Annotated in this window: 9 protein-coding genes and 1 pseudogene; 3 read left to right on the top strand and 7 right to left on the bottom strand. The window is 44.7% G+C overall.

Annotated features, from left to right (window positions below):
- Positions 1–427 precede the first annotated feature (427 nt).
- From AC1XUO_RS27125 to AC1XUO_RS27115, 3 genes are all read right to left on the bottom strand, one after another.
- Entirely contained in the window at positions 428–5,065 is a 4,638-nt protein-coding gene (locus AC1XUO_RS27125; protein WP_483332975.1) for a T9SS type A sorting domain-containing protein, read from the bottom strand.
- Between the two features lie 105 nt (positions 5,066–5,170).
- Positions 5,171–7,165: a RagB/SusD family nutrient uptake outer membrane protein gene (locus tag AC1XUO_RS27120; RefSeq protein ID WP_483332974.1), complete on the bottom strand. Its 1,995-nt coding sequence runs from the start codon at positions 7,163–7,165 to the stop codon at positions 5,171–5,173.
- A gap of 13 nt (positions 7,166–7,178) precedes the next feature.
- On the bottom strand, positions 7,179–10,406 hold the full coding sequence (locus AC1XUO_RS27115; RefSeq protein ID WP_483332973.1) for a SusC/RagA family TonB-linked outer membrane protein: 3,228 nt from the start codon (positions 10,404–10,406) through the stop codon (positions 7,179–7,181).
- Between the two features lie 436 nt (positions 10,407–10,842).
- Between AC1XUO_RS27115 and AC1XUO_RS27110 the strand changes: the two genes are divergently transcribed.
- The 3 genes and pseudogenes from AC1XUO_RS27110 (at position 10,843) to AC1XUO_RS27100 (ending at position 17,057) form a co-directional block, all read left to right on the top strand.
- Complete coding sequence (locus AC1XUO_RS27110) at positions 10,843–15,087, top strand: hybrid sensor histidine kinase/response regulator transcription factor (RefSeq protein ID WP_483332972.1); 4,245 nt, start codon at positions 10,843–10,845, stop codon at positions 15,085–15,087.
- 116 nt (positions 15,088–15,203) lie between these two features.
- Positions 15,204–16,214, top strand: a complete 1,011-nt coding sequence (locus tag AC1XUO_RS27105) for a glycoside hydrolase family 43 protein (RefSeq protein ID WP_483332971.1) — start codon at positions 15,204–15,206, stop codon at positions 16,212–16,214.
- 607 nt (positions 16,215–16,821) lie between these two features.
- Positions 16,822–17,057: pseudogene (locus tag AC1XUO_RS27100) on the top strand (trehalase family glycosidase).
- A gap of 71 nt (positions 17,058–17,128) precedes the next feature.
- Here the strand turns inward: AC1XUO_RS27100 and nhaA are convergent.
- The 4 genes from nhaA to AC1XUO_RS27080 all read right to left on the bottom strand — a co-directional run bounded on the left by nhaA (position 17,129) and on the right by AC1XUO_RS27080 (position 20,746).
- Positions 17,129–18,313 (bottom strand): Na+/H+ antiporter NhaA, encoded by a 1,185-nt coding sequence (gene nhaA / locus AC1XUO_RS27095; RefSeq protein WP_483332970.1) that lies wholly within the window; start codon positions 18,311–18,313, stop codon positions 17,129–17,131.
- A gap of 497 nt (positions 18,314–18,810) precedes the next feature.
- Positions 18,811–19,044, bottom strand: a complete 234-nt coding sequence (acpP, locus tag AC1XUO_RS27090) for an acyl carrier protein (RefSeq protein ID WP_483332969.1) — start codon at positions 19,042–19,044, stop codon at positions 18,811–18,813.
- A gap of 228 nt (positions 19,045–19,272) precedes the next feature.
- Positions 19,273–19,701, bottom strand: coding sequence for a response regulator (locus tag AC1XUO_RS27085; protein ID WP_483332968.1), 429 nt, complete (start codon positions 19,699–19,701; stop codon positions 19,273–19,275).
- Between the two features lie 784 nt (positions 19,702–20,485).
- Positions 20,486–20,746: a hypothetical protein gene (locus AC1XUO_RS27080; RefSeq protein WP_483332967.1), complete on the bottom strand. Its 261-nt coding sequence runs from the start codon at positions 20,744–20,746 to the stop codon at positions 20,486–20,488.
- Positions 20,747–20,786 lie beyond the last annotated feature (40 nt).

The following is a 20,786-nucleotide window of genomic DNA, read 5'->3' as shown; positions in this document are numbered from 1 at the left end:
CATTTCTATTTTGGGCGTTTGAAAGGATGTCCCAAAATAAAGTAAGTGAGACAAATTATGTAGTCACCAGTAACTGAGAGAAATTTTTGAGTGGGAGAGTAATGTGATGTGATTATGCTTCTAAGTATACTTGCTTATTTCAAAAGCCTTAGACCAAAATTGTAACGCTTGTCAACAATTCGTGTAAGACTAACAATTTGCCCGCAGTTGTACATGGTGTGTTTTTGGTTAGCCTGAGTGAATTCGCCCAAATTAGTCGTTCGAATTCTGTTAACCACAAATTTTGTACCTATTAATTCCATTTCCTTCCTGACTCAACGAATTCAACGCAGAAAGGTGAGCTATTTTGCTTATACTCGTATAGATTTTAAAATAAAAGGCCGCCTCAGATCTGAATCCTGAGACGGTCTTTGCAGCTTGTTTTAATTTACTTTTTGATTACCGTTACTCCATAATGATCTATCGGACTTGTAATATTGATCCGATACACGCCGGTGGGTAGTTTGCTCGTAGTGATACGCACATTACCATCATTGGAAAAATACTGTTTGTCTTCGGCTACAAGTCGTCCATTAACACTGAATATCTGATAATGTACGGGCGCGATGCTGACATCGGGAAGCTCAATCGTTATATCGTCAGTTACCGGGTTTGGAAATGCAATTAGCGGGCGCAATGTCCGGTTATCAATGGCAATAATCCGGCTTACATCCGTTGTGCCGTCTACATCGACTTGTCGTAGACGGTAGTAGGCCGTGCGTCCCAAGGCTTGGGTATCAATGAATTGATAGTCGCTTTGCAGCGAAGTTGTACCTTTTCCTTTGAGCTCGGCAATGGCCTGAAAATTCAAAGGGGTATTGAAAGCCCGCTCCACAATAAAGTGATCGTTATTGAGCTCCTCGGCTGTCCGCCAGGTCAGGTAATTTCCTTCAGTAATGGCTTTTCCTTCAAATGATATCAGGCGGACCGGCAGGGCGTTGGCATCAGCCAGCGTTACAAGTTGCTGCTCAGACAGCGCATAGTTGTAAATTCTGAAATCTTCCAGGGCCTGATTACTATAAGGGTCATTGGACCACTGCGAGCGTCCCAGATAGTTTTGAGTGGTTACACCCAGATCTGAGGGTTTTAGAGTAGCCTGTAGATCGGTGAAAATCAGCTTGCCGTTTACAAAAAACCTGAAAGTTTGATCCTGCTGGGCAATGGCCAGATGCACCCACTGATTAGTAGGAATCGTGTAAGGGATAAACAACGCATAGTCACCAGACGCGTGTCTTATCTGGTACCATACATTCGAGCCGACTTTTGGAGCGAAAGCCATATAGGTATCCGTGCCAGAGCCGAAATCAAACAGGCGGGCATTATCACTTAAGTTTTCCGGCAGTTTCACCCATGCTGCTAATGTGAAATCGGACAGCGTACTTACGACGCCTGGATCAAGTTGCAGATAGGACCTGTCGGTTTCGGAAAGCACAACAGCACTTTGGCCGGATTCAACTGTCCTGTTCGAGATGGATCTATTGGACGAGGCATTCATACCCGGCGACCAGGCGGCTCCATTTTTCAACTGGGCATGATAACCTCCCCAATCATCGTAGGCCGTGCTTCCACTGTTCTCATCGAAGGAAAGATGAAGATGTTGTCCATTAACAGGAGTTCCTGATAAAGTATCTGAGTCCGGACTGGTGCCAAGGTCGTTATGAGCCACTAATTTGTAATGGAACGTTTTTCCGTTTGTAACGGCTGTGTCTTCGAATCTGGCAATAGAAAGATTCTCAGCAACACTTGTATAAGTACCATCCAGTGCCTCAGAACGAAAGACGTCATAACTTGTACCAAAGGAAGAATCCCAGGTCAGTATAATTTTCGCATCACCGGAAGCAATGTGCAGGTTTTTTATTTCCGACGGTGCAACCAGTAGAGCTTGGAATGATTTCACATTTTCCCCCGTCAGCAAAAACCAGCGTTGGGATTTGGCAGCGTCGGTAAAGTTAAAAGCTACAACATTTGGCGCACCATCGGCATTCGCTCCCAGCGTGGGCGGGGTCATGTTAGGCTGCGGGCTCACAATCCAGTAAGCTTTTGCGCTGAAAGAATTTTCTCCTTCTCCGATCATTGTATTGTATCGGGCCCCCATCAGTTGGAACGACTGGGTTGTGGCCGCGTTTGAGGCCGTCAACCCAATGCCATTGTCGCCCTGATAGGTGAAAATTTTTCCCGTAGCGGCATTTCGGATATGGTAGTAGCCGGTTGCCGGAATGAACTGGACATACCAGGCTGCATGACTCTCTTTGAGCACATCAGTAGCCGATATCACTTTATTTGCAAGTTTCCCAGATTCATTTTCAACCAGGAAAGAGGTATTGAATCCCAGTTTTTCATCTTCTACTTTGATATAATATTTGGAGGTATCACAATCAAATGTGTAAGCAGGTGTGGCAAACCCGCCTGTTGGAGGTAAACCATCTTCGCCCAGCGCCTGGACTATGAGTGTGTTGGCGGTATACAAAAACGCACTGTTGTTATCTTCCTGAGATCCGTTGATCCCGTATGGCCACATGTGAACGGCGTCGCCAGTCATGAATGCCGCAGGGTCGTTGTTTAAAAACTGTACTACTTTGTTGGCACGTTCGCCCAGCCACATTCCTCTTGTTCCCTCGGCTCTCAGGGGAGAGTTGGGCCCGTACCACATCCAATGCTGCCCGGCCCCTATTGTATGTGCCATCTCATGAAGTGCCGTTCCGGTTCTCTGGTAGCCCAAACCAGCTCCAAACTGCATGTATCCCCCATAACTTGCCTCCGCAGTAGGCGTTCCAGGATGGTAGTTTACCGATAGATGGTGACCTGAAATGCTTGTCAGATTATTATAATAGTCAACAGCGGATGCTATGGCGCCTGCAATGCGGGGATAATGTTCTCCGCTTTCGGTTACGCTGGATTGTAACTGATAAGTAACATTGCCTTTCGGAATGGTGGTGACTTTGATAGCCTCGCCGTAGCCAACTACATAATTCGGACCTATGGCGTAGGCACGCATGTAGTAAACCGTTGCAGGCTGCAAGTTTTCAATGCGGTAAATAAAGCCGTTATTCGAGAAATGGCTGGTTGTCTTATTGTCAAAAATAGTAGGCAGGGGACTTGTGCTCCAGCAGAAACCATGTTCGCGGATCGTACCGGCCTCAACTCCGGATATGGTACTGCGACCAAACGCCATGGTTGCCCCACGGGCAATGCGTGAGTCGGTTACTACCACAGGCGCGGGACCCGTAGCATTGGCAACCCGGAAAGCTAAAATAGCTGCATACACTTCTTCTGGGGCTTTCTGCACATCTGCCAGGGCGGCATCGAGATTATCGACCAGGGCTTCATTTTCGTCAATAACTGCCAGTAGATCGGCCGCTCCATTACCATTGCCGTCACCATATGTGGCCACGGCAGAGTCAACAGCGGTTTGTAGTTTGCTGTAAGCCTCAATTGATATCCAGGCTGCACTTAACGTATTCTGCAATGCGACAATCCGGTCTGGCCATTCATTCTCAGCATTATTTGCAAGGCTTTGGTTACCGGAATTGACGGCGTTTTGAAGCGGCGTCCGATTGGCATTCTGCATTTTTTCATTTAACACAATCGTAGCAGAATCAACCAGGACTTCAAGTTTTTCTTTGATGGCGTCCGTGGCTGCACCCTGGTAATACAATCTGAAATTATCACAAGCCGCCCAGTTACCTTTGGAGTTTTCTGTTTTAAACCCGATGGTCGCGGTATTGTCAACGACCAGAAAGTCAACCGCATATTCGCTTTTTTCTTTCACCTCTGTTTGTGCATCATTGGCAAAAACGAAGCCGCCGGGTTGCCCACTCAATGGGTTCTGAGCAATATGCTGGGCTCCGATTTTCAATGTGTATTTCCCGTTTGGCAAGTCAACGATTTTCTGGGACACGCTTACATTGGGAAGCGGCGGGCTGCTTACCCATCTTTCCACATAAATGTTACCTGCTTTGTATGGGTTAAAATCTGCATTGCTCTGGGTAGCCATGCCATTATTGATCCATCCTGTAAAAGACGATTCAAAGCTTGGGTTCATAATATGCTGCGTCATTTCAAGAGGCGATGCGACTGATGCATTAGCAAGCCGGAAGGCCAGAATGGCCGCATTGATTTCTTCGGGACCCTTTTGAAGGTCTTCGAGCGCTGCATCCAGATTTTTGACCAGTACCTTATTTCTATCGATGACTTCCAGCAAAGTAGCCGCTCCCGTACCACTTCCGCCACCATAAACGATATCAGCTGCGTCAATAGCTTTCTGCAAACTGATGTAGGCATCAATTGATAAATTGACAGTTTCGAGCACATTTTGCAGCTGCACAATCAGGTCGGCGACTTCGTCGCCAGGGGCATTCTGAGATAGACTTTGTTGGGCGGAGGTAACTGCGCTTTCCAGGGCAGTCCGGTCCGCATTCAGCATTTTTTTACCTGACACAATCGTAGCGGAATCAACCAGGACTAGTAATCTAACCCTCATAGAATCTGTGGCAACCCCTTTATAATACAACCTGAAATTATCGCAGGCGGCCCAGTTGGCTTTGGAGTTTTCCGTTTTAAACCCAATTGTCGCGGTGCCGTCAATGACCAGAAAGTCAACAGCATATTCGCCTTTTGCTCCAACTTCTTTCTTTGCATCATTGCCAAAAACAAAACCGCCGGATTGCCGGCTCAATGGATTTTGCGTTATATGCTGGGCACCAATCCGCAGGGTATATTGCCCGTTAGCCAGCCCGGTTATTTTCTGAGTCACGCTCACGTTAGGAAGCGGCGGAGTGCCTACCCATTTTTCCACATAGGTATTACCCGCTTTTTGCGGGTTAAAATCTGCATTGTTTTGGGTAGCCAGGCCATCGTTTATCCAGCCAGTAAAACCTGACTCGAAGCTTGGATTAACGATACGATCCGTCATATCAACGGAATCAGCTTCTGCGTCAGCTGCAAGGATTTCCGCCGTGGCCCGATAGCCCGATAAACTAGCAAGTAAACTGAAAAAAAAGAGAAAAAATGTTCTGGAGTTCGTCATTTGTTTATTGATTTTGTTACAAATGCAATTTTTCATGATGATCTGTGCAGCTAGTCCTTTCTTAGCAATGCAGCCAAAACTGCACTGCTAAGAAGGGCTTTTGGTTTAATATCCGACTGGAGCAGCTCCGGCTGTAGTGGTCCAGCCTGGATTTTGATAGATCGGCGAAGTAGTGGCATCTCCGGCTGTGGCTGTGAGCGTGAAGTGCTGCGCCGCAATCGGACTAAGGTAGTGAGCCATTGCCCATTTGGTACCGTTGTAAGAATTGGAATTGCTTCTGATTTCATGGGGTCTCAGGTAAATGCTCAATGCCGGATCGGAAACTACTGAATTGCTTACAGCACCACCATAAACTAACTGTGAAGCGTTGTACCATGCTTTCATCGGACCCCATAGTTTGAACCCTTCTACGTGGTAAGGCGTGTTGATCATCTGGTCCATGGCTCTCCACCTTTTGAGGTCCATAAAGCGTAATCCTTCGGCCATCAATTCATTACGACGTTCGCGACGTATGTTGTACAACGTTGGAGAAACAAGCTGATTGGCCGAATAAGCACCCCAGTCAGCTGTTTCTTTGGACATTTGCGTTGCAGCAATCGTTTTTTCGATTTCAGTATTTACTTTCGCACGGCTGCGGATCTGTTGCCAGTAGCTGATCGCATCGCCATCCAGTGTTCCGTTTTTTTCATAGCTCGCCTCGATGTAATTCAGGTAAGCTTCTGCCGCCCGGAATGTGATCGAGCCAGTATATCCAGCTCCGTTTCCGCAATGAATTGCGTCATAGGTCAGTCCTTTGCGGATCGTATAGCCTGTCGTATATTTTTTCTCGTAGCTCGATTCCCAGATCATAGGCGTCGGCTCGATTTCTGTTGCATGTGATCCCAATGCAAGATTAAGTAAGACATTTTTCTGGCCCGGCTCTTTAAGAAACAAATTGAGCCTGCCGTCGCGGTCTGCCCGCACATCGTTTATATAGTCATCACCTTTATAACCACTTCCTGCCGCGTAAATCGGTAGTCCGTTTGCCATCAGAAAACTCTCAACCATGCTTCTGGTAAGTCCCACAGCATAATTACCTGCTTGTGCGTTCACCGGCACGTTGTGGGTCACCAGCGTTTTGTTGTATTGCCTCCATAGTAAAACCTCTCCATAAGTCGCCATGTTTTCAGCACTGAACATATTGAAATATGGATTCTCATTGTTTGCCGACAGAATAATACCGGTATTGTTTACAAGCTGTACACTGGATGCAACCTCTTTGGCAGCGGCCATTGCCTGGGTCAGGAAAAAGTCGATTTCCCCATCGATACTTCCGGAAGGGAAGGCATAAGATGCGCCTTCCGGCTTGGTGCTTCCTGGCCATTCCGGTCCTTTCGGAACGTATGCTGTTCCTTTGAAATATTTTAGCCAGGTACCTTCATACAATGCCACGCGTGATTTTACCAATTGTGCGACTCTTTTTGAAATACGGTTTGTACCGCCCACAGGCGCAGTGTTCTGCATCATCAGCGCGGCTGAATCAAGATCCGAAATGATAAACCGGGCCACCTCGTTTCTCGGGCTTCTAATGCTGGCTGCCGTTAATGCTTCCTGATTGTCGGGAAGGGTGGTGCGCAGGATCGGGAAATCTCCCAATGCCTGTAACTTTCTGAAGTATTCAAATGCCCTCAGAAAGTAAATCTCTCCAATGTAATGCCTGATATTGGCATCGGTTCCCGTAATTTCGCCGCTTTTTAAGCGGGGTATCACCGTCTGTAAAAAGTAATTCATCTGGAAAATATTCGCAAAATCCCAGTCTCCGCCTGCCGACCCCGTTCTCCATAAACCGGGTATGTATTTATTATCCAACGCTGGTATCGCCATGTCATCCGTATTGCCGTCGGTGCCGAAAGTTCCGAATGACCAGTTACCATGAGAGGGAAGGATGGAAGGGTAAGCACCCACGGCATAAGCCGCAAGCTGCGACTCTTCGCGAAGATAGTCTTCCGGTGTAATGCTGGAAAGGGGTGATTGATCGAGGTAATCATTACAGGACACAGCTAGAAATCCAGTAAGTCCCACTACGAACGCGCTTATTTTTTTATTTCTGAGAAAATTCATTTTGTGTCTGATTTTAAAGGGTAATACTTAAACCGGCCGAGTAAACTTTTGAAAGTGGGTATACACTTCCGCCAGAACCACCGTCCACAGTTTCAGGGTCAAACATTTTCGCTATTTTCGATCTGGTCAGGATGTTTTCTCCAGAGAAGTAGATCCTCAGTTTTTGGATTCCTGCCTTTTGGGTAATGCCCTGTGGAATAGTGTATCCTAGTTGGAGGTTTTTTAAGCGGAGGTATGAGGCATCCTGAAGGTAGCGGGTTTGCACCTGCTGGTTTTTACCACTCCCAAATACCGGCCGTGGATAATAGGAGTCAAGATTCTGTCCGAAGGGATGATTTGCATCATCCCGAAAGTAGTCGGAATGTTCCTTAAATCCGGTTGACCACCAGATGTTGTCCGTCGCGCCCCAGAAGAAGTAGCTGCCCTGCCAGTAATCACGTTTCAGAACACCCTGAACGAAGGCGCGTAAATCGAAACCTTTCCAGTCCAGGTTCAGATCCATCCCTACAGTATAACGTGGTGTGCTGTTACCAATTTTACGCAAGTCGCCCGGACTATCCTCAGTATTTGCGCCACCGTTGATCTGGCCATCACCATTCAGATCAGCATACATCACGTCGCCAGCTGCCCATTGCGATCCGAAAGCACTCTGCCCTCCGTTTCCAAGTGTGGCCAGGTGCGAATTCATTTCTTCCTGAGACTTCGCGATACCAATGGTCGTGTAACCCCAGATGTCGTCCTTTTTTTGACCTTCACGGTACCTTGAAAGGTCTTTGGTTTCATTTGGGTAACGCGTAATAGTAGTTTGATAGTCGGAAAGCAGTAAGCGCACGCTATATCCCAATTCGTTTTTCAGGCGGTCGTTCCAGGCCACCTCGAACTCGAAACCGGTTGTTTGTAAGTCGGTATTGTTAGTTTGAGGTACCGCAGTTCCCAGGATTACAGGCAGTGTCGGTGCGGGGCCTACCATGTTGAGTGTCTTGCGGCGGAACCAGTCAAATGTTCCGGTCAGGCGATTTCCGAACATTCCCCAGTCAAGGCCCAGATCATAACTTTTGACGGTTTCCCATGTCAGGGTAGAGCTGATCAATCCGGGTGCGCTTGCTGTATTGGGCCTTGCGCCGTTGATCAGCCAGGAGCCGCTTGCCGTGCCTACCGGCATCGTTACGTAAGTAGGATAAAAGTCAGCCGAACCATCAGCAGGTTTTTGATTTCCTAACTGGCCGTAAGACCCACGGAATTTCAAAGTATTTACGAAAGAAATATTGTCCGAAAAGAAATGCTCTCTGGCTAGATTCCACCCCAGGGAAAAAGATGGGAAAAGGTTCCAGCGTTGTTCTGCCCGGTAGCGGGACGAACCGTCATAGCGAAGGTTGGCTTCCAGCAGATACTTGCCGTCGTAATCATAGTTCAGACGCCCAAAGAAGCCTGCAGTAGCCCAGCGATCGTAAACCCCGGTAACCGAAGGAGCAACCGCAACGCCATTGGCGTCGGTACCGCTGGTGGTGGCAATCGTTGGCAATGAGGGCACAAGGATACCATTTCTTTGTGCACCCAGGTTGTGGTATCTGGTAAGTTCCGTCTGAAACCCGCCCATAATTTTGAAAAAGTGCTTCTGAGTAATGTTACGGCTATATTCAGAATACAAGTTGGCGTTAAAATAATTTTCCTTATTGGCAAACTCATACACAGCCGAATTGTTGTTGTATACATATGGACTCCCATTCACATCATGGTTGAAGGTTTTCTGTATATCCCAGTGCCTGAAATCATTGCGGGTACGGTAATTGATCTCTGCAAAAGATTTCCAGCCCTTTACTGGTTCTAGCACCAGCTGCAATTGCTGGTAAAGGTTGTCGGTCTGGTTGCGGTCTTTACCGCCGTCCCGCATTGCCAGCGCAGGGGAAGGCGAACTGAAAAGATATCCGTTGGGATCGTATAAAGGCAATGTAGGCCAACCCTGGCGACCAAGATCCTGATAAAAGCCATTTGTCAGGTTGGAAGGGCGGTTGTAATCTTCGCGGATGAAACGCGAAGAATAATTAACCGAAAGTGCCTCGGACAATTTTGAGTTGATCTTCGCGGTTGCACCATACCGGGCAAAGTCATCCTGATTGAATTTCATAAGACCTTGCTGTCCCATGTAGTTTCCAGAAATGTAAATTTGTGTTTTCTCATTACCACCGCTAAGGCTGAAATTGTGCTCCTGAGACAAAGTTTTACTTCTGAACATTTCCTTGTACCAATCCACATTGGCATTACCGTATCCGTAACCGTCAGCCCAGTAAAGCGTATTGTTCGGATTGGCTATAACCGAGGTCGTGATTTTACCGCTCTGGTAGTCCTGGATCCGCTGGAGTTGGTCGGTATTAAAATGCGGTGCACTGCCGCCATTTTGTCCGGCGTCATTGAAATACAACGCAAAAGTATATGAGTCCATCATTTTAGGCATTAATACTGGTGCGGTAGACCTAAAACTGTTGTTGTAATTAATAGACAGTTTGCCGGCTTTGCCTCTTTTGGTAGTAACCAGGATCACACCGAAAGCAGCGCGTGAACCATAAACAGCTGCTGCGGCAGCATCTTTCAATACCGAAATACTTTCTATATCCTGCGGGTTAATGGCATTCAAAGACCCTTCCATCCCGTCAACCATGATCAGCGGGCTCGAAGAAGAGTTTCCAATCGTTCCATTGCCACGGATGTTAATGCTCGGATTGCTTTCCAGCGACCCGTTGTTTTGTGAAATGTTGAGTCCTGTCACCAAACCCTGTAATGCCTGCGTAGCATTTCTAACGGGTCTGTTTTCAATCGCTTTCGCATCCACAGTTGCTACTGCGCCGGTGAGGTTCACTTTTTTCTGAGTACCAAAACCAACGACTACGACTTCATCAAGATTGTTATTGTCGTTATTGAGTGTTACATCCAGGGAGAAAATGCCATTAGTCTCAGGCGACTGATCGGCAAGTTTCACTTCTGTGGCTAGGTAGCCGATGAATGTAAATACCAGAACGGCATTGTGCGCAACTTCAAGTTTGTAGTTTCCGTTTGCATCGGTAATTGTGCCAATGGTGGTGCCCTTGGCAAGAACACTGACACCGGGGAGCGGACCATCGGTATCTTTAACAATTCCCTGCACTTTTACCGCTTGTGCATATACGTTATTTGTGACTGATACGAGGGACAATAGGATTATCAAAAGGCCTGTCCTGGTAAAAAAATAAAGTAGTCTTTCTTTCATTTTGATCTGTTTTAGAAATGAATCAATTGCTTTTTGCTATGGCAAAAAGCCTTTTAAGGGTTAAAATTCGACGGGTAAGGTCTCATATTTGTTTTTTTTAACGTGGACATTTATGCATAGAAAATCAGGTTTGTTTTTAATTTATCTTTACTGAGATTGTCAGCGGTGAACAGTTTTTACTCATCGTAGTAAAAAGGAAATTCTTTAAAAAAGTCAATTTTGATATTTAGACGTACAATTTTCATTTGATCGGAATGACTTGCCCTGCCAACCGAGGCTGTCAAATAATCATTCGAATAATTCAAAACTACGAGGCCGGGTTTGTTAAAAGGAGGTGTTTTTCGTCAGTTTGAGGGTGAAAATCTGTTGACTTGAAAAATTTCTTAGAATATTTTGACTTTTCATGCCACATTGTAAGTAAAATCGGCTACTGAGAATGTATAACGCCAAGAAAAAATCTGAGGTTAAAATCAAATGGGGTGGTTTTGTGCTTTGGCTCGTTGTATTTGTTGCCGGCGGGCCAGTGTCCGCGCAGAACAAATCTCCCAAATTTCGGTTCGAACATATTACGGTGGACGATGGTCTGGCGCACAGCGATGCTATGGATGTCGTCCAGGGTAGCCGGGATTTTATCTGGATCGCTACTAATAATGGCGTAGATCGCTTTGATGGCTACGATCTAAAACATTATCAGCTACCTGCAAGCAATCCAACCGGGGTGTCCTCTAACAGGGTGAAGGTCTTGTTTGTTGATCTGAGTGGGATATTGTGGGTCGGCACAGAGAACGCGGGGATATATTATTACAATCGCAGCGCTGATCAGTTCCAAAGGCCAGTGTTCAAAAGGAGCCCCGTATTAGCCGGTCAAATTCGTGACCGGTTGAACCGCGGCAGTGTGAATGCGATGGCTATGGACCAGCAGCATCGTCTTTGGATTGCGACTTTGAATCATGGCGTGTTTTGTCTTACGCCGGATGCAAATGCCGTTATTTCCAGTGTGAATAGTGTGGTACTCGGCAGTCCATACGGAGCCGCCTCTGTGCTGGTGACCGAGGCCCAGCAGATTTGGATAGGAACGCTTCAATATGGGCTCTGGACGGTTGATTCTGACTCAAAAGCGGAAAAGGGTATTTACCGGGCCTCTAAGAATAATACAGTTTCGGAAACTGAAATTCATGTGATACAGCACGGGCAAAAAGGAAATATATGGATCGCCTCTGATAACTTCGTTTACCGGCTGACACCAAACCCGGGGAAGGCCACCTTTAAAGCCGAAAAACTACCTGAGTTTTTCTATGAGATGCAATGCCTCTATCAGGATTCATTTGGCAGGTTATGGATCGGAACAAATTTTGGATTGTATCTGATTGAAAACCCGGAAACTTACCTTAAAGATCCGCCTTCGCAAACGATACATCATTATTCTCCTCAGGATTCCGACCCCACAAGCATTAATTCGGGGCGTATTCATCAAATTATGGAGGATACCTTCGGGAATCTATGGCTAGCCGCGTCTGCGGGAGGAATTAACAGGATACGTCTTGAATCCAAAGGTTTTTACCACCTAAGCCGTCAGGTCTCACAAAAGCCCACGCTTACCAACAACTTTGTGAATGCGGTGGCGCGAGACAATGCCCGAAGCAGGGTATGGATCGGTACAAGGAATGGTTACTCGGTTTATGATGAAGCGTCAGGTAGCTATGAAAACTTTCTTAGCCTTTCGGCCAGAGGAAATGCCACAGGAAACGATGTATCTGCTTTCTGCCTGGCTGGTGATAAGATGTGGGTTGGGACCCGTTATAAAGGGTTGTACCTGGCTGCGGCGGATAAATTGGATCCCCCGGTTTTGCTCGCAGAGCTTCCTGGACTTGTTCCCTGGAATTACTTAAGTATCGAAAGCATCGTCGCTGACGGCAAGGGCCGGGTATGGGTAGGTACTTTCGGGGCAGGAATGAGTCTTTTCACTGATGAAGGTAAGTACATAAAAACTTACAATAGATCTAACAGCCCTTTACCTACTGATGATATAAGTTTTCTTTTGGTTGATCCGTCTCAAGATGTAATCTGGGTCAGTACCCGTGATCAGGGGGTATTGAAACTGCGGGAAAATAAGGGCGTTCTGCAATTGCTCAGGCAGTTTAAGCATGATCCTGAGAATGAAAATAGTTTGAAAGTTAATTTCGCATGGCCATTGCTACGGGACAAAGACGGTAGTATCTGGATCGGTACCATTGGAGGCGGCCTTCATAAATTGTCTCTAAAAAACGGAAAGGAAAAGATTGACAGGTTTCAGAATCTGTTGGCCGACAACGATATCGAAAGCATGCTCGAAGATGGGCATGGAAATCTGTGGCTGGCAGGTACGGGGCTGAAAAAATTTTCGCCTAAAACCGGTGTAGTGGTGCAGTATGATGTCAGTGATGGTCTCCAGAGTAATTCGTTCAAGGTCGGGGCAGCTTTTAAGGCGTCTACCGGCACGATGTATTTTGGCGGGACAAATGGACTCACCTGGTTTAAACCTGAAGAGATACGGCCAAATCCGCTACCGCCTTTGGTAAGAATTACGGGGCTTCGGGTACTGAATAAAAATCCGGAGCAAACCTACGGACAGGCGGGAAGTTCAATGGTGACAAGGTCTTTTTCGGAGGTTGAGGGTGTAACGATCACTGCGGAGGAAAACGACTTCTTATTTGAATTTGTGGGTCTTAACTATGTCAACCCGCACAAGCAGTCCTATGCTGTGATGATGGAAGGGTATAGTAAGAGCTGGATCCAGCTGCCAGCTGAGCAGCGTTCTGCAAGCTTTGCGAATCTGCCTGCTGGAGAGTATGTTTTCAAAGTAAAGGCTAACAATGGAGAAGGCGTCTGGTCTGCGGTGCCTGCTTCGGTGCATGTGAAGGTGCTGCCACCCTGGTGGCGCACCTGGTGGGCATACCTGGCCTATTCAATCATATGTACGGCGCTTCTTGTATGGTATAAAAGGCTTACCACAAGTCGGTTGAGGCTGGAAAATAAGCTGGCGCTTGAAAAACTGAAAAGCGATAACGAGCGTCAAATGGCAGAAATGAAGGCCACCTTTTTCACGGGGGTATCACACGAGTTCCGCACCCCGCTCACGCTGATTCTGGGCCCTATGGAGGAATTCGTCAATACACTGGCAGGGTCGGAAGCCATGCGGGAAAAAGCATTGATGATGCACATGCAAACGCGTAAGCTTCTGAATCTGGTCAATCAGCTTCTTAGTTTTCGTAAAGTCGAGTCAGGGACTATGCAGCTTTCTGCGGCCCGGCAGGATATCACTATGCTGATCAAAGAAATCTTTTCAATTTTCAAGATCAAAGCCGATGAGCTTGATCTTTGTTACGATCTTGATCTACCAGCGGTTGAAGTGCCAGTTTATTTTGACACTGAAAAACTCGAAGTGGTCATTACCAACCTTTTATCTAACGCATTCAAATACAGCAAGCCGGGTGGAAAGGTTAGTTTAACCGTAAAAATTATCGGATCTGCAGAAGACAATGCGGTGTGGGAGAACAAGACGTTGGCTAATCACTATCTTGAAATTTCAGTGTCTGATACGGGCAGGGGTATTGATGAAAAGGAAAGGGAAAGAATTTTTGACCCTTATTTTCAAGCTTCAAATGCTACTTCGGCTATTACAGGCTCGGGCATAGGGCTTGCGTTGGTGAAAGAGTTTGTCAAAAGACATTCAGGCGATATCCTTGTAAGAAGTGCGCTTGGAGCCGGGTCAACTTTTGTTGTTCTGCTACCGTTCGGGAAAGAACATCTTCGGCAGGATGAGCTTGCTGCTGACATTGCTTTTCCACAACTTGATCAAGCGCAAACCATGTCGGTTTTGCCTTTTTCCAAACAGAAAAACGCAAAAAATGGAACGGACAAAATTCTGATTGTTGAAGACAATACCGATTTAAGACTCTATTTGTTTAGCTTATTCGAAGATAGTTATGAGGTTTTTCTATCTTCTGATGGTGCTCAGGGCTGGGCGAAAGCAATTGAAATTTTGCCTGATCTGATCATCAGTGATGTGAGTATGCCCAAGATGAATGGCCTGGATTTGAGTAAAAAAATTAAACAGAACCTGAAGACTACACATATTCCTGTGATTTTACTCACTGCCCGTGCAGCCGCTGTGCAGGAATTGGAGGGGCTGGAAACGGGAGCCGACGACTACATCGTAAAGCCTTTCAACGAAGATATTTTGAAAGCGAAGATCAACACGCTGCTTCGGAACAGGAGCAGGCTTCAGGAATATTATCAGCGGCAGATTCTTTTACAACCCACCGAGATCGTCATTCCTGATGAAGACAAGCTCTTTCTGGAAAAGGCAATGGAAATTGTGGAAACAAATCTTACAGATAGCAATTTTAGCGTGCAATCGCTTGTAACTAGCATGCACATGAGTCAGTCCGTATTCTATCGCCGGATCAAAAGCATTACCGGGCAGACGGTCATAGAATTTATAAAAGATGTTCGTTTAAAACGGGCGGCACAATTGCTCACAAATCAGCACGCACGCGTTTCAGAAGTTGCGTTTATGGTGGGAATCGAAGATCCAAAGAACTTTCGTGTGTCCTTTCAAAAACGGTACGGCATGTCGCCCTCGCAATATGCCAGTGAAAACAGGCAACCCAAGGAAACAGCAGCAGAACCTGAGGGCTGAGTGCACATTTAGAAATTGATAAGATTTGACCCGTTTTTTGACGAATAACACCTCTTTTAGGTTTTGATCTGTGCATAGTTTCGCACAATTAAAACTTCAATCAGAAATCGTTAATCATGCAAAAATTTGTCTTTCTACTGATTACTAGCTTTTTACACACCGCGGTCTGTCCTGCATCTGCCTGGCAGGGTTTATCTGAGAAGGGGCAGGATAGTACTGCGGTCTTTAGGCCAGGTGGAGTCTGGAAGGACGACAATGGCCATGTTATCAATGCACATGGCGGTGGGCTGCTTTATCATAAAGATACCTACTATTGGTATGGAGAGCTTCGCGGTGAGACCGAATCGAAAGGGGTGAATGTATATTCTTCGAAAGACCTTTATCATTGGAAGTACCAGGGGTTAGCCCTGCAAACAAGCTCAGATCCAAAGAGTGACATCGTTAGCGGCTGCATCATTGAGCGTCCGAAGGTGATATTTAACGAAAAGACTAAAAAATATGTCATGTGGTTTCATCTGGAAATGAAGGGGCAGGGATATGACGCCGCCAGAGCTGCTGTTGCAGTAAGTGATAAGCCGACAGGTCCATTTACCTTGGTGAAAAGTTTCAGGCCAAACGGGAACATGTCCAGAGATATGGGGCTTTTCGTCGATTTAGACCAAACCGCCTACCATATATATTCGGCGAAAGATAACTATGATCTGAGACTTTCCAGGCTAACAGAAGATTATCTTTCGCCCACTGTCAAAGATAGCCTTTTGTTCAGTAAGCACCGGGAGGCACCTGCTTTGTTTAGAAGAGGAGACCAGTATTTTCTTATCACAAGTGGTTGCACGGGATGGGCTCCCAACCGCGCCAGCATCCATGTTTCGAAGTCACTGTTTGGACCCTGGGAAATGATCGGTGATCCTATGGTCGGTCCTAAATCCGAACTTACATTTGAGGGGCAGTCTACCTACATATTGCCGGTACAGGGGAAAAAGGATGCTTTTATTTTCATGGCCGATATATGGAAGCCAAAAGATCTAAAAGATAGCCGCTATATCTGGCTCCCGATTGGATTTAAAGACAACAAGCCAGTGATTGAATGGAAAGATCAGTGGGATCTGTCGGTGTTTGAAGATTAGCTATATGATGTGTGCACTTCATGAGTACTTTCTTGATCTTAAATATTCACCTTTTCCAAGCTTTGTAATTTTTTACCAACCCTGTCAAGTTTAGTTTCTAAAATTGAAAAGCGCAACTATTGATGAAAAGACCCGAAAGTCTCCCATTTTTATGTCTCATTTCCTTCACTGCCATACCCTTACTTCTACGATTACTTACAAATTTAACGATTTGGTATATAAAAACTTTGCGTGGCGCAGCACTCATTCATAAACCACAAAAATGTGACTGAAAATCTGATGTTTAGCAAATTCTTTGACATTACTTTGTGTAAAAATCCCGTCTGACCCGTGAACCGATTACTTATGCTCATTTATTCCTTAATTTTATTCAAGGCTCCCAAGAGTTCAAAAGGCAATTCATAAATATCGGGTTCACCCTCGGCATAGTTTCTCATCAATATAATACCATAATTGTTCTCTTTGGCAAAAGCAAAATTAACCGTATAACCACCAACAGCCGCTACGTGATTAATACATCCGCCTGATCTTTATGAAGTCGGGAGGTCTAAGAACGACCAATGTTTATTCCGGTTAGCAGTGGGATGCTCCTAATGGCTGGGCCACCTTGCAATGGATCGCTTACAAATGGCTTAGAAATTATAATTTTGATCAGACGGCAGATCTGTTATCCCTTGAATGGCTTGGCATGATGGAAAAGGAATTCAAACATTCGGGTAAGATGCTCGAAAGTATAACGTATCTGACACCAACCTGATTGCCTGCGGCGGTGAGTATGCCAATCAGGAATGTTTTGGCTGGACCAATGCTGTTTATCTCAACATGAAAAATGAGAAGCGTTGACGTCAGATATTGTAAAATCCGTTTTTTTACCCACGTATTAAAGCATAACATATCCAGGAACAGGATCTCTGCTATGCTTTTTTTTCAATTGCTTTACCGCCAGAGGATAATAGTAAAAAACCAAGTGTTCCGGATACCACAGAGCCTACAAGTATCGAAAATTTAGCATCCGGTAAAAGAAGATCTTCACCCGCAAATGAAAGCAGGGCGATAAAAATAGACATGGTAAAACCAATACCGCCGAGTAGCCCCACTCCCGCAATGTGTCGCCAGTTGGCACCGGTAGGCATATTGGCAATTCCCAGCCTGACCGCCAGAAAGGAGAGCAGCGTAATTCCCACTGGTTTTCCGATGATAAGGCCAAGCATAATGCCCAACCCCAAAGCTGTTGAGAGCCCTTCTATCATGCCTTCTTCAAATGGAATATTTGTGTTGGCTAATGCAAAAATTGGCATGATGATAAAGTTTACCGGTTTGAGAAGCATGTGTTCCAGCCGCTCCAATGGTGATTCGGTAGCATCACCCGTCGCAGGAATGGCAAAGGCGGTCAATACCCCGGCGATTGTTGCGTGCACGCCGGAGTGATGAATGAAGTACCAAATGAAAAGGCCTGGAATCAGGTAAAATGCCAGATTCTTGACGCCGGCTTTGTTAAGTACCAATAAAAAAAGGAAAATGCCTGCTGCATAAAGCAGGTATATGTAACTCAGCTCTGCGGAATAAAAAATAGCGATCACCAGAATCGCCATCAGGTCGTCTACGATCACAACTGCCGTCAGGAAAATTTTCAGCGAAGAAGGAATTTTAGAACCTAACATGGTGATGATCGCAAGCGCAAAAGCGATATCGGTTGCCATCGGAATCCCCCATCCATCGGCAGTTTCCGTGCCCTTATTTAGTAAAAAATAGACCAATGCTGGAAAAACAGCACCACCGACGGCAGCGAGAATGGGTAAGGACGCCTTTTTGAAAGAAGCCAGCTCACCTTCTACAAGTTCTCGCTTAATTTCAAGACCTACAAGCAGGAAGAATATGGCCATTAATCCATCGTTGATCCAAAGGAGGATCGGGTATCGCAGGTGGATACTTTCTGTATTTACACCAATCTCATTTGATAAAAAAGACGCAAAACCAGGGCCGAGCGATGAATTAGAAATGATCAGGGAAATAAAAACACAGGTGAATAAGATTATTCCGCCCAAGGAACCTGATTTGAGAAATTCTTTGAATGGAGCGAAGTTGATATAATTGGACATTTACTTATTTTATTAATTAAATGTAACTATGCCCTTGAACTTTTCAGGTGCAAGTCGGATTGATGGATACCTACGTGAAAACTGACAGTCTTAATTTAAAATGGCTTGATTGTGAAATGAACGACCAACTGCGCTATTAAAAATCTATAAATATTAGTCAGTTCCTGTTTTGGGTAGTATATCGTTGTATTTGGCTATGTAAATTTGTAAAAGCAAAGGGAATCTAATTTCAAGTTTTATAGCAATCAGAAATATTGTCGAATTCTTTTATCAATACGTTCTTAAATCCAAAGTCAGGCTTTGATATTACATTATTTTTAAATTTCAGATTGTGTGGTTTTGCCCACAATCTAAATTGAGATACTGAAAATATTATACCTAAACTGAATCAGTTTTTCTCTTTTACAGGTCTGATGCTGGAAGGCCTTAGATAGAGGTCTCAGCCATCAATGGCGGGCTATCTAATTCTCCTACGTAGTGTCAATAACATATTGTATTTATAAGTTGGCATCTACGCAATATATTAAATCGGCAATTGAATTAAGATTTTCTGCTTCAAGGTCAGGGATCGTAATCTTAAATTCAGTTTCTAATTCCATAATCAGCTCTACTGCGTCAAGCGAATCCAACCCAAGATCCGATCTTAAACTCGTTTCACTGTTAATGGTATCAGATTTAATACTGAATTTTTCAGCTAACAGTTGTTTTATTTTTTCTTCGGTGGTATTCATAAATCTATCACGTTTAACTTTTATCTATTCAATTTAAAATTGAAGGCAAATATTACCTGAGCTTTTTGATACACTGCAAGGATTTGTAAGGGAGAAGCTTGCATACGGGTAGGCAAAACTTCAAGATGATAAGCCGCAGTCATTTCTTATTAATTCCTGATTGCCGAAGTTGGTATCTTCTATTGAAAAATTTTCTGTTTCACTACTGTTATGATCTTCCAAACTTTTTTAATTGTTAAAGTTATTAGGTGTAGCACATCTTTTCCAGTACTCCATTATTACTCTTAATGTAGCAACCAGATCTTCGAAAGAATTTTGCTTCACGAAGAATCCTTGGGAAGAGGTACTATAAGCGTCTATTACAATTCTCTGACTTATTGCAGCAGAGAAAAATAGATATGGAATACACTTTGTGGCTAGCTCTGCGTCATTATACAATTTTTCTCTCAATCCAAATCCATTCAACACAGGCATGTTGATGTCCGATAAAATTAGGAAGGGCAAATCCTCCGTACATCTTAAATAAGCCAATGCGCTTATGCCATCCAAGAAGTATTTTCTTTTATTTTCGTAACCTAATAATTCAAATGCCTGTTCCATAACAAGTTGGTCATTCTCATCGTCCTCAATTACAATAATATTTCCGTTCTTGTTCATCTTCAAGTCTACAATTTATTTAATTCAAAATGAGAAATAATTAGACATTCCCGCGTTTCCACAAAACAGACATTCTGGTAGTTTAACCATTGATTTTAGAAAGTAGATTGTGATATCATTAACTTGTATATATTCATTAAGGATGAAATATTGATGGAATTACAAGGCATGATTTTTGAACCTCATTCGCGCTGTTTTGCGTTCCTTTTATTAGGATAAACGCAATGTAAAATACCAAATTGTTTCATCACCTGCGTTGGAGGAGGTAGCGTTTCCTATCCCAAATATAGCGATCGGTATTTCTGGTCAGTGAATTATCAGGTTAATTTGAGATAATCTAATATTTTTCTAATGTGCTGATAATTAAGACGGTGATTGGTATATGCAATAGTGTCCACAATCCGGGGCCCTATAATGTAGATTTTTCCACAAAGAGTTTTAATGAATCACTTTTAAGTCTGACTTTGTGCCATTGATTGATTCTGCCAAGATCGCGGATCGTTTTCTTTGGATTGCTTGATCCTAATACGACTACTGTAAAAATCCGAGCTTGATTTCGTTCTGTGAAGAAAGTCTGGCGGGTAGCAGAGCAGTAATTAACCTCTGGGAATAGCGGTTTTAATTCACGGTAAGGCGGCTGTCCAAGCACATTTAAATTTGTCAGACTGTCTTCTTTTTGTATGCTTTGGCTCAGCTGGTTTTTTAACTGGTTTATCGGCCTGGTAACGCTCGGTCTGGCCGAGGTCTTTTGACACGTCACTAATAGAAAACCCTTGCTGGACAATCAACCTGACATCATGAAGGCCGTAAATACTTTTTCTTTTGCAAGGCGCTGTTTCTCTGGTTCGTCGATCGTTTTACCTCCGTAAATGAGTCTGATTTGTTTTTTGGCCGGATCCAGCTCATTTTTTAGAAGGAAATCGCCTTCAATATAACTTTCATTTGTAATGAAGCTATTGGCATTCTGAATGAAATTTTCCTTCTGAACCAGCAAGTATCCGTAATAAATGCTGGGAACCGAAGTAAGCAGAGCAATAAAAGACACTCACCGGTTGGCCATTCGTTTCTGATTCTGGTCAGCATAG

This window comes from Dyadobacter sp. HNCC25DJ186 (assembly GCF_056895235.1).
The sequence above is the reverse complement of the archived record's forward strand: the minus strand, read 5'-3'. Positions and strand labels throughout refer to the sequence as shown.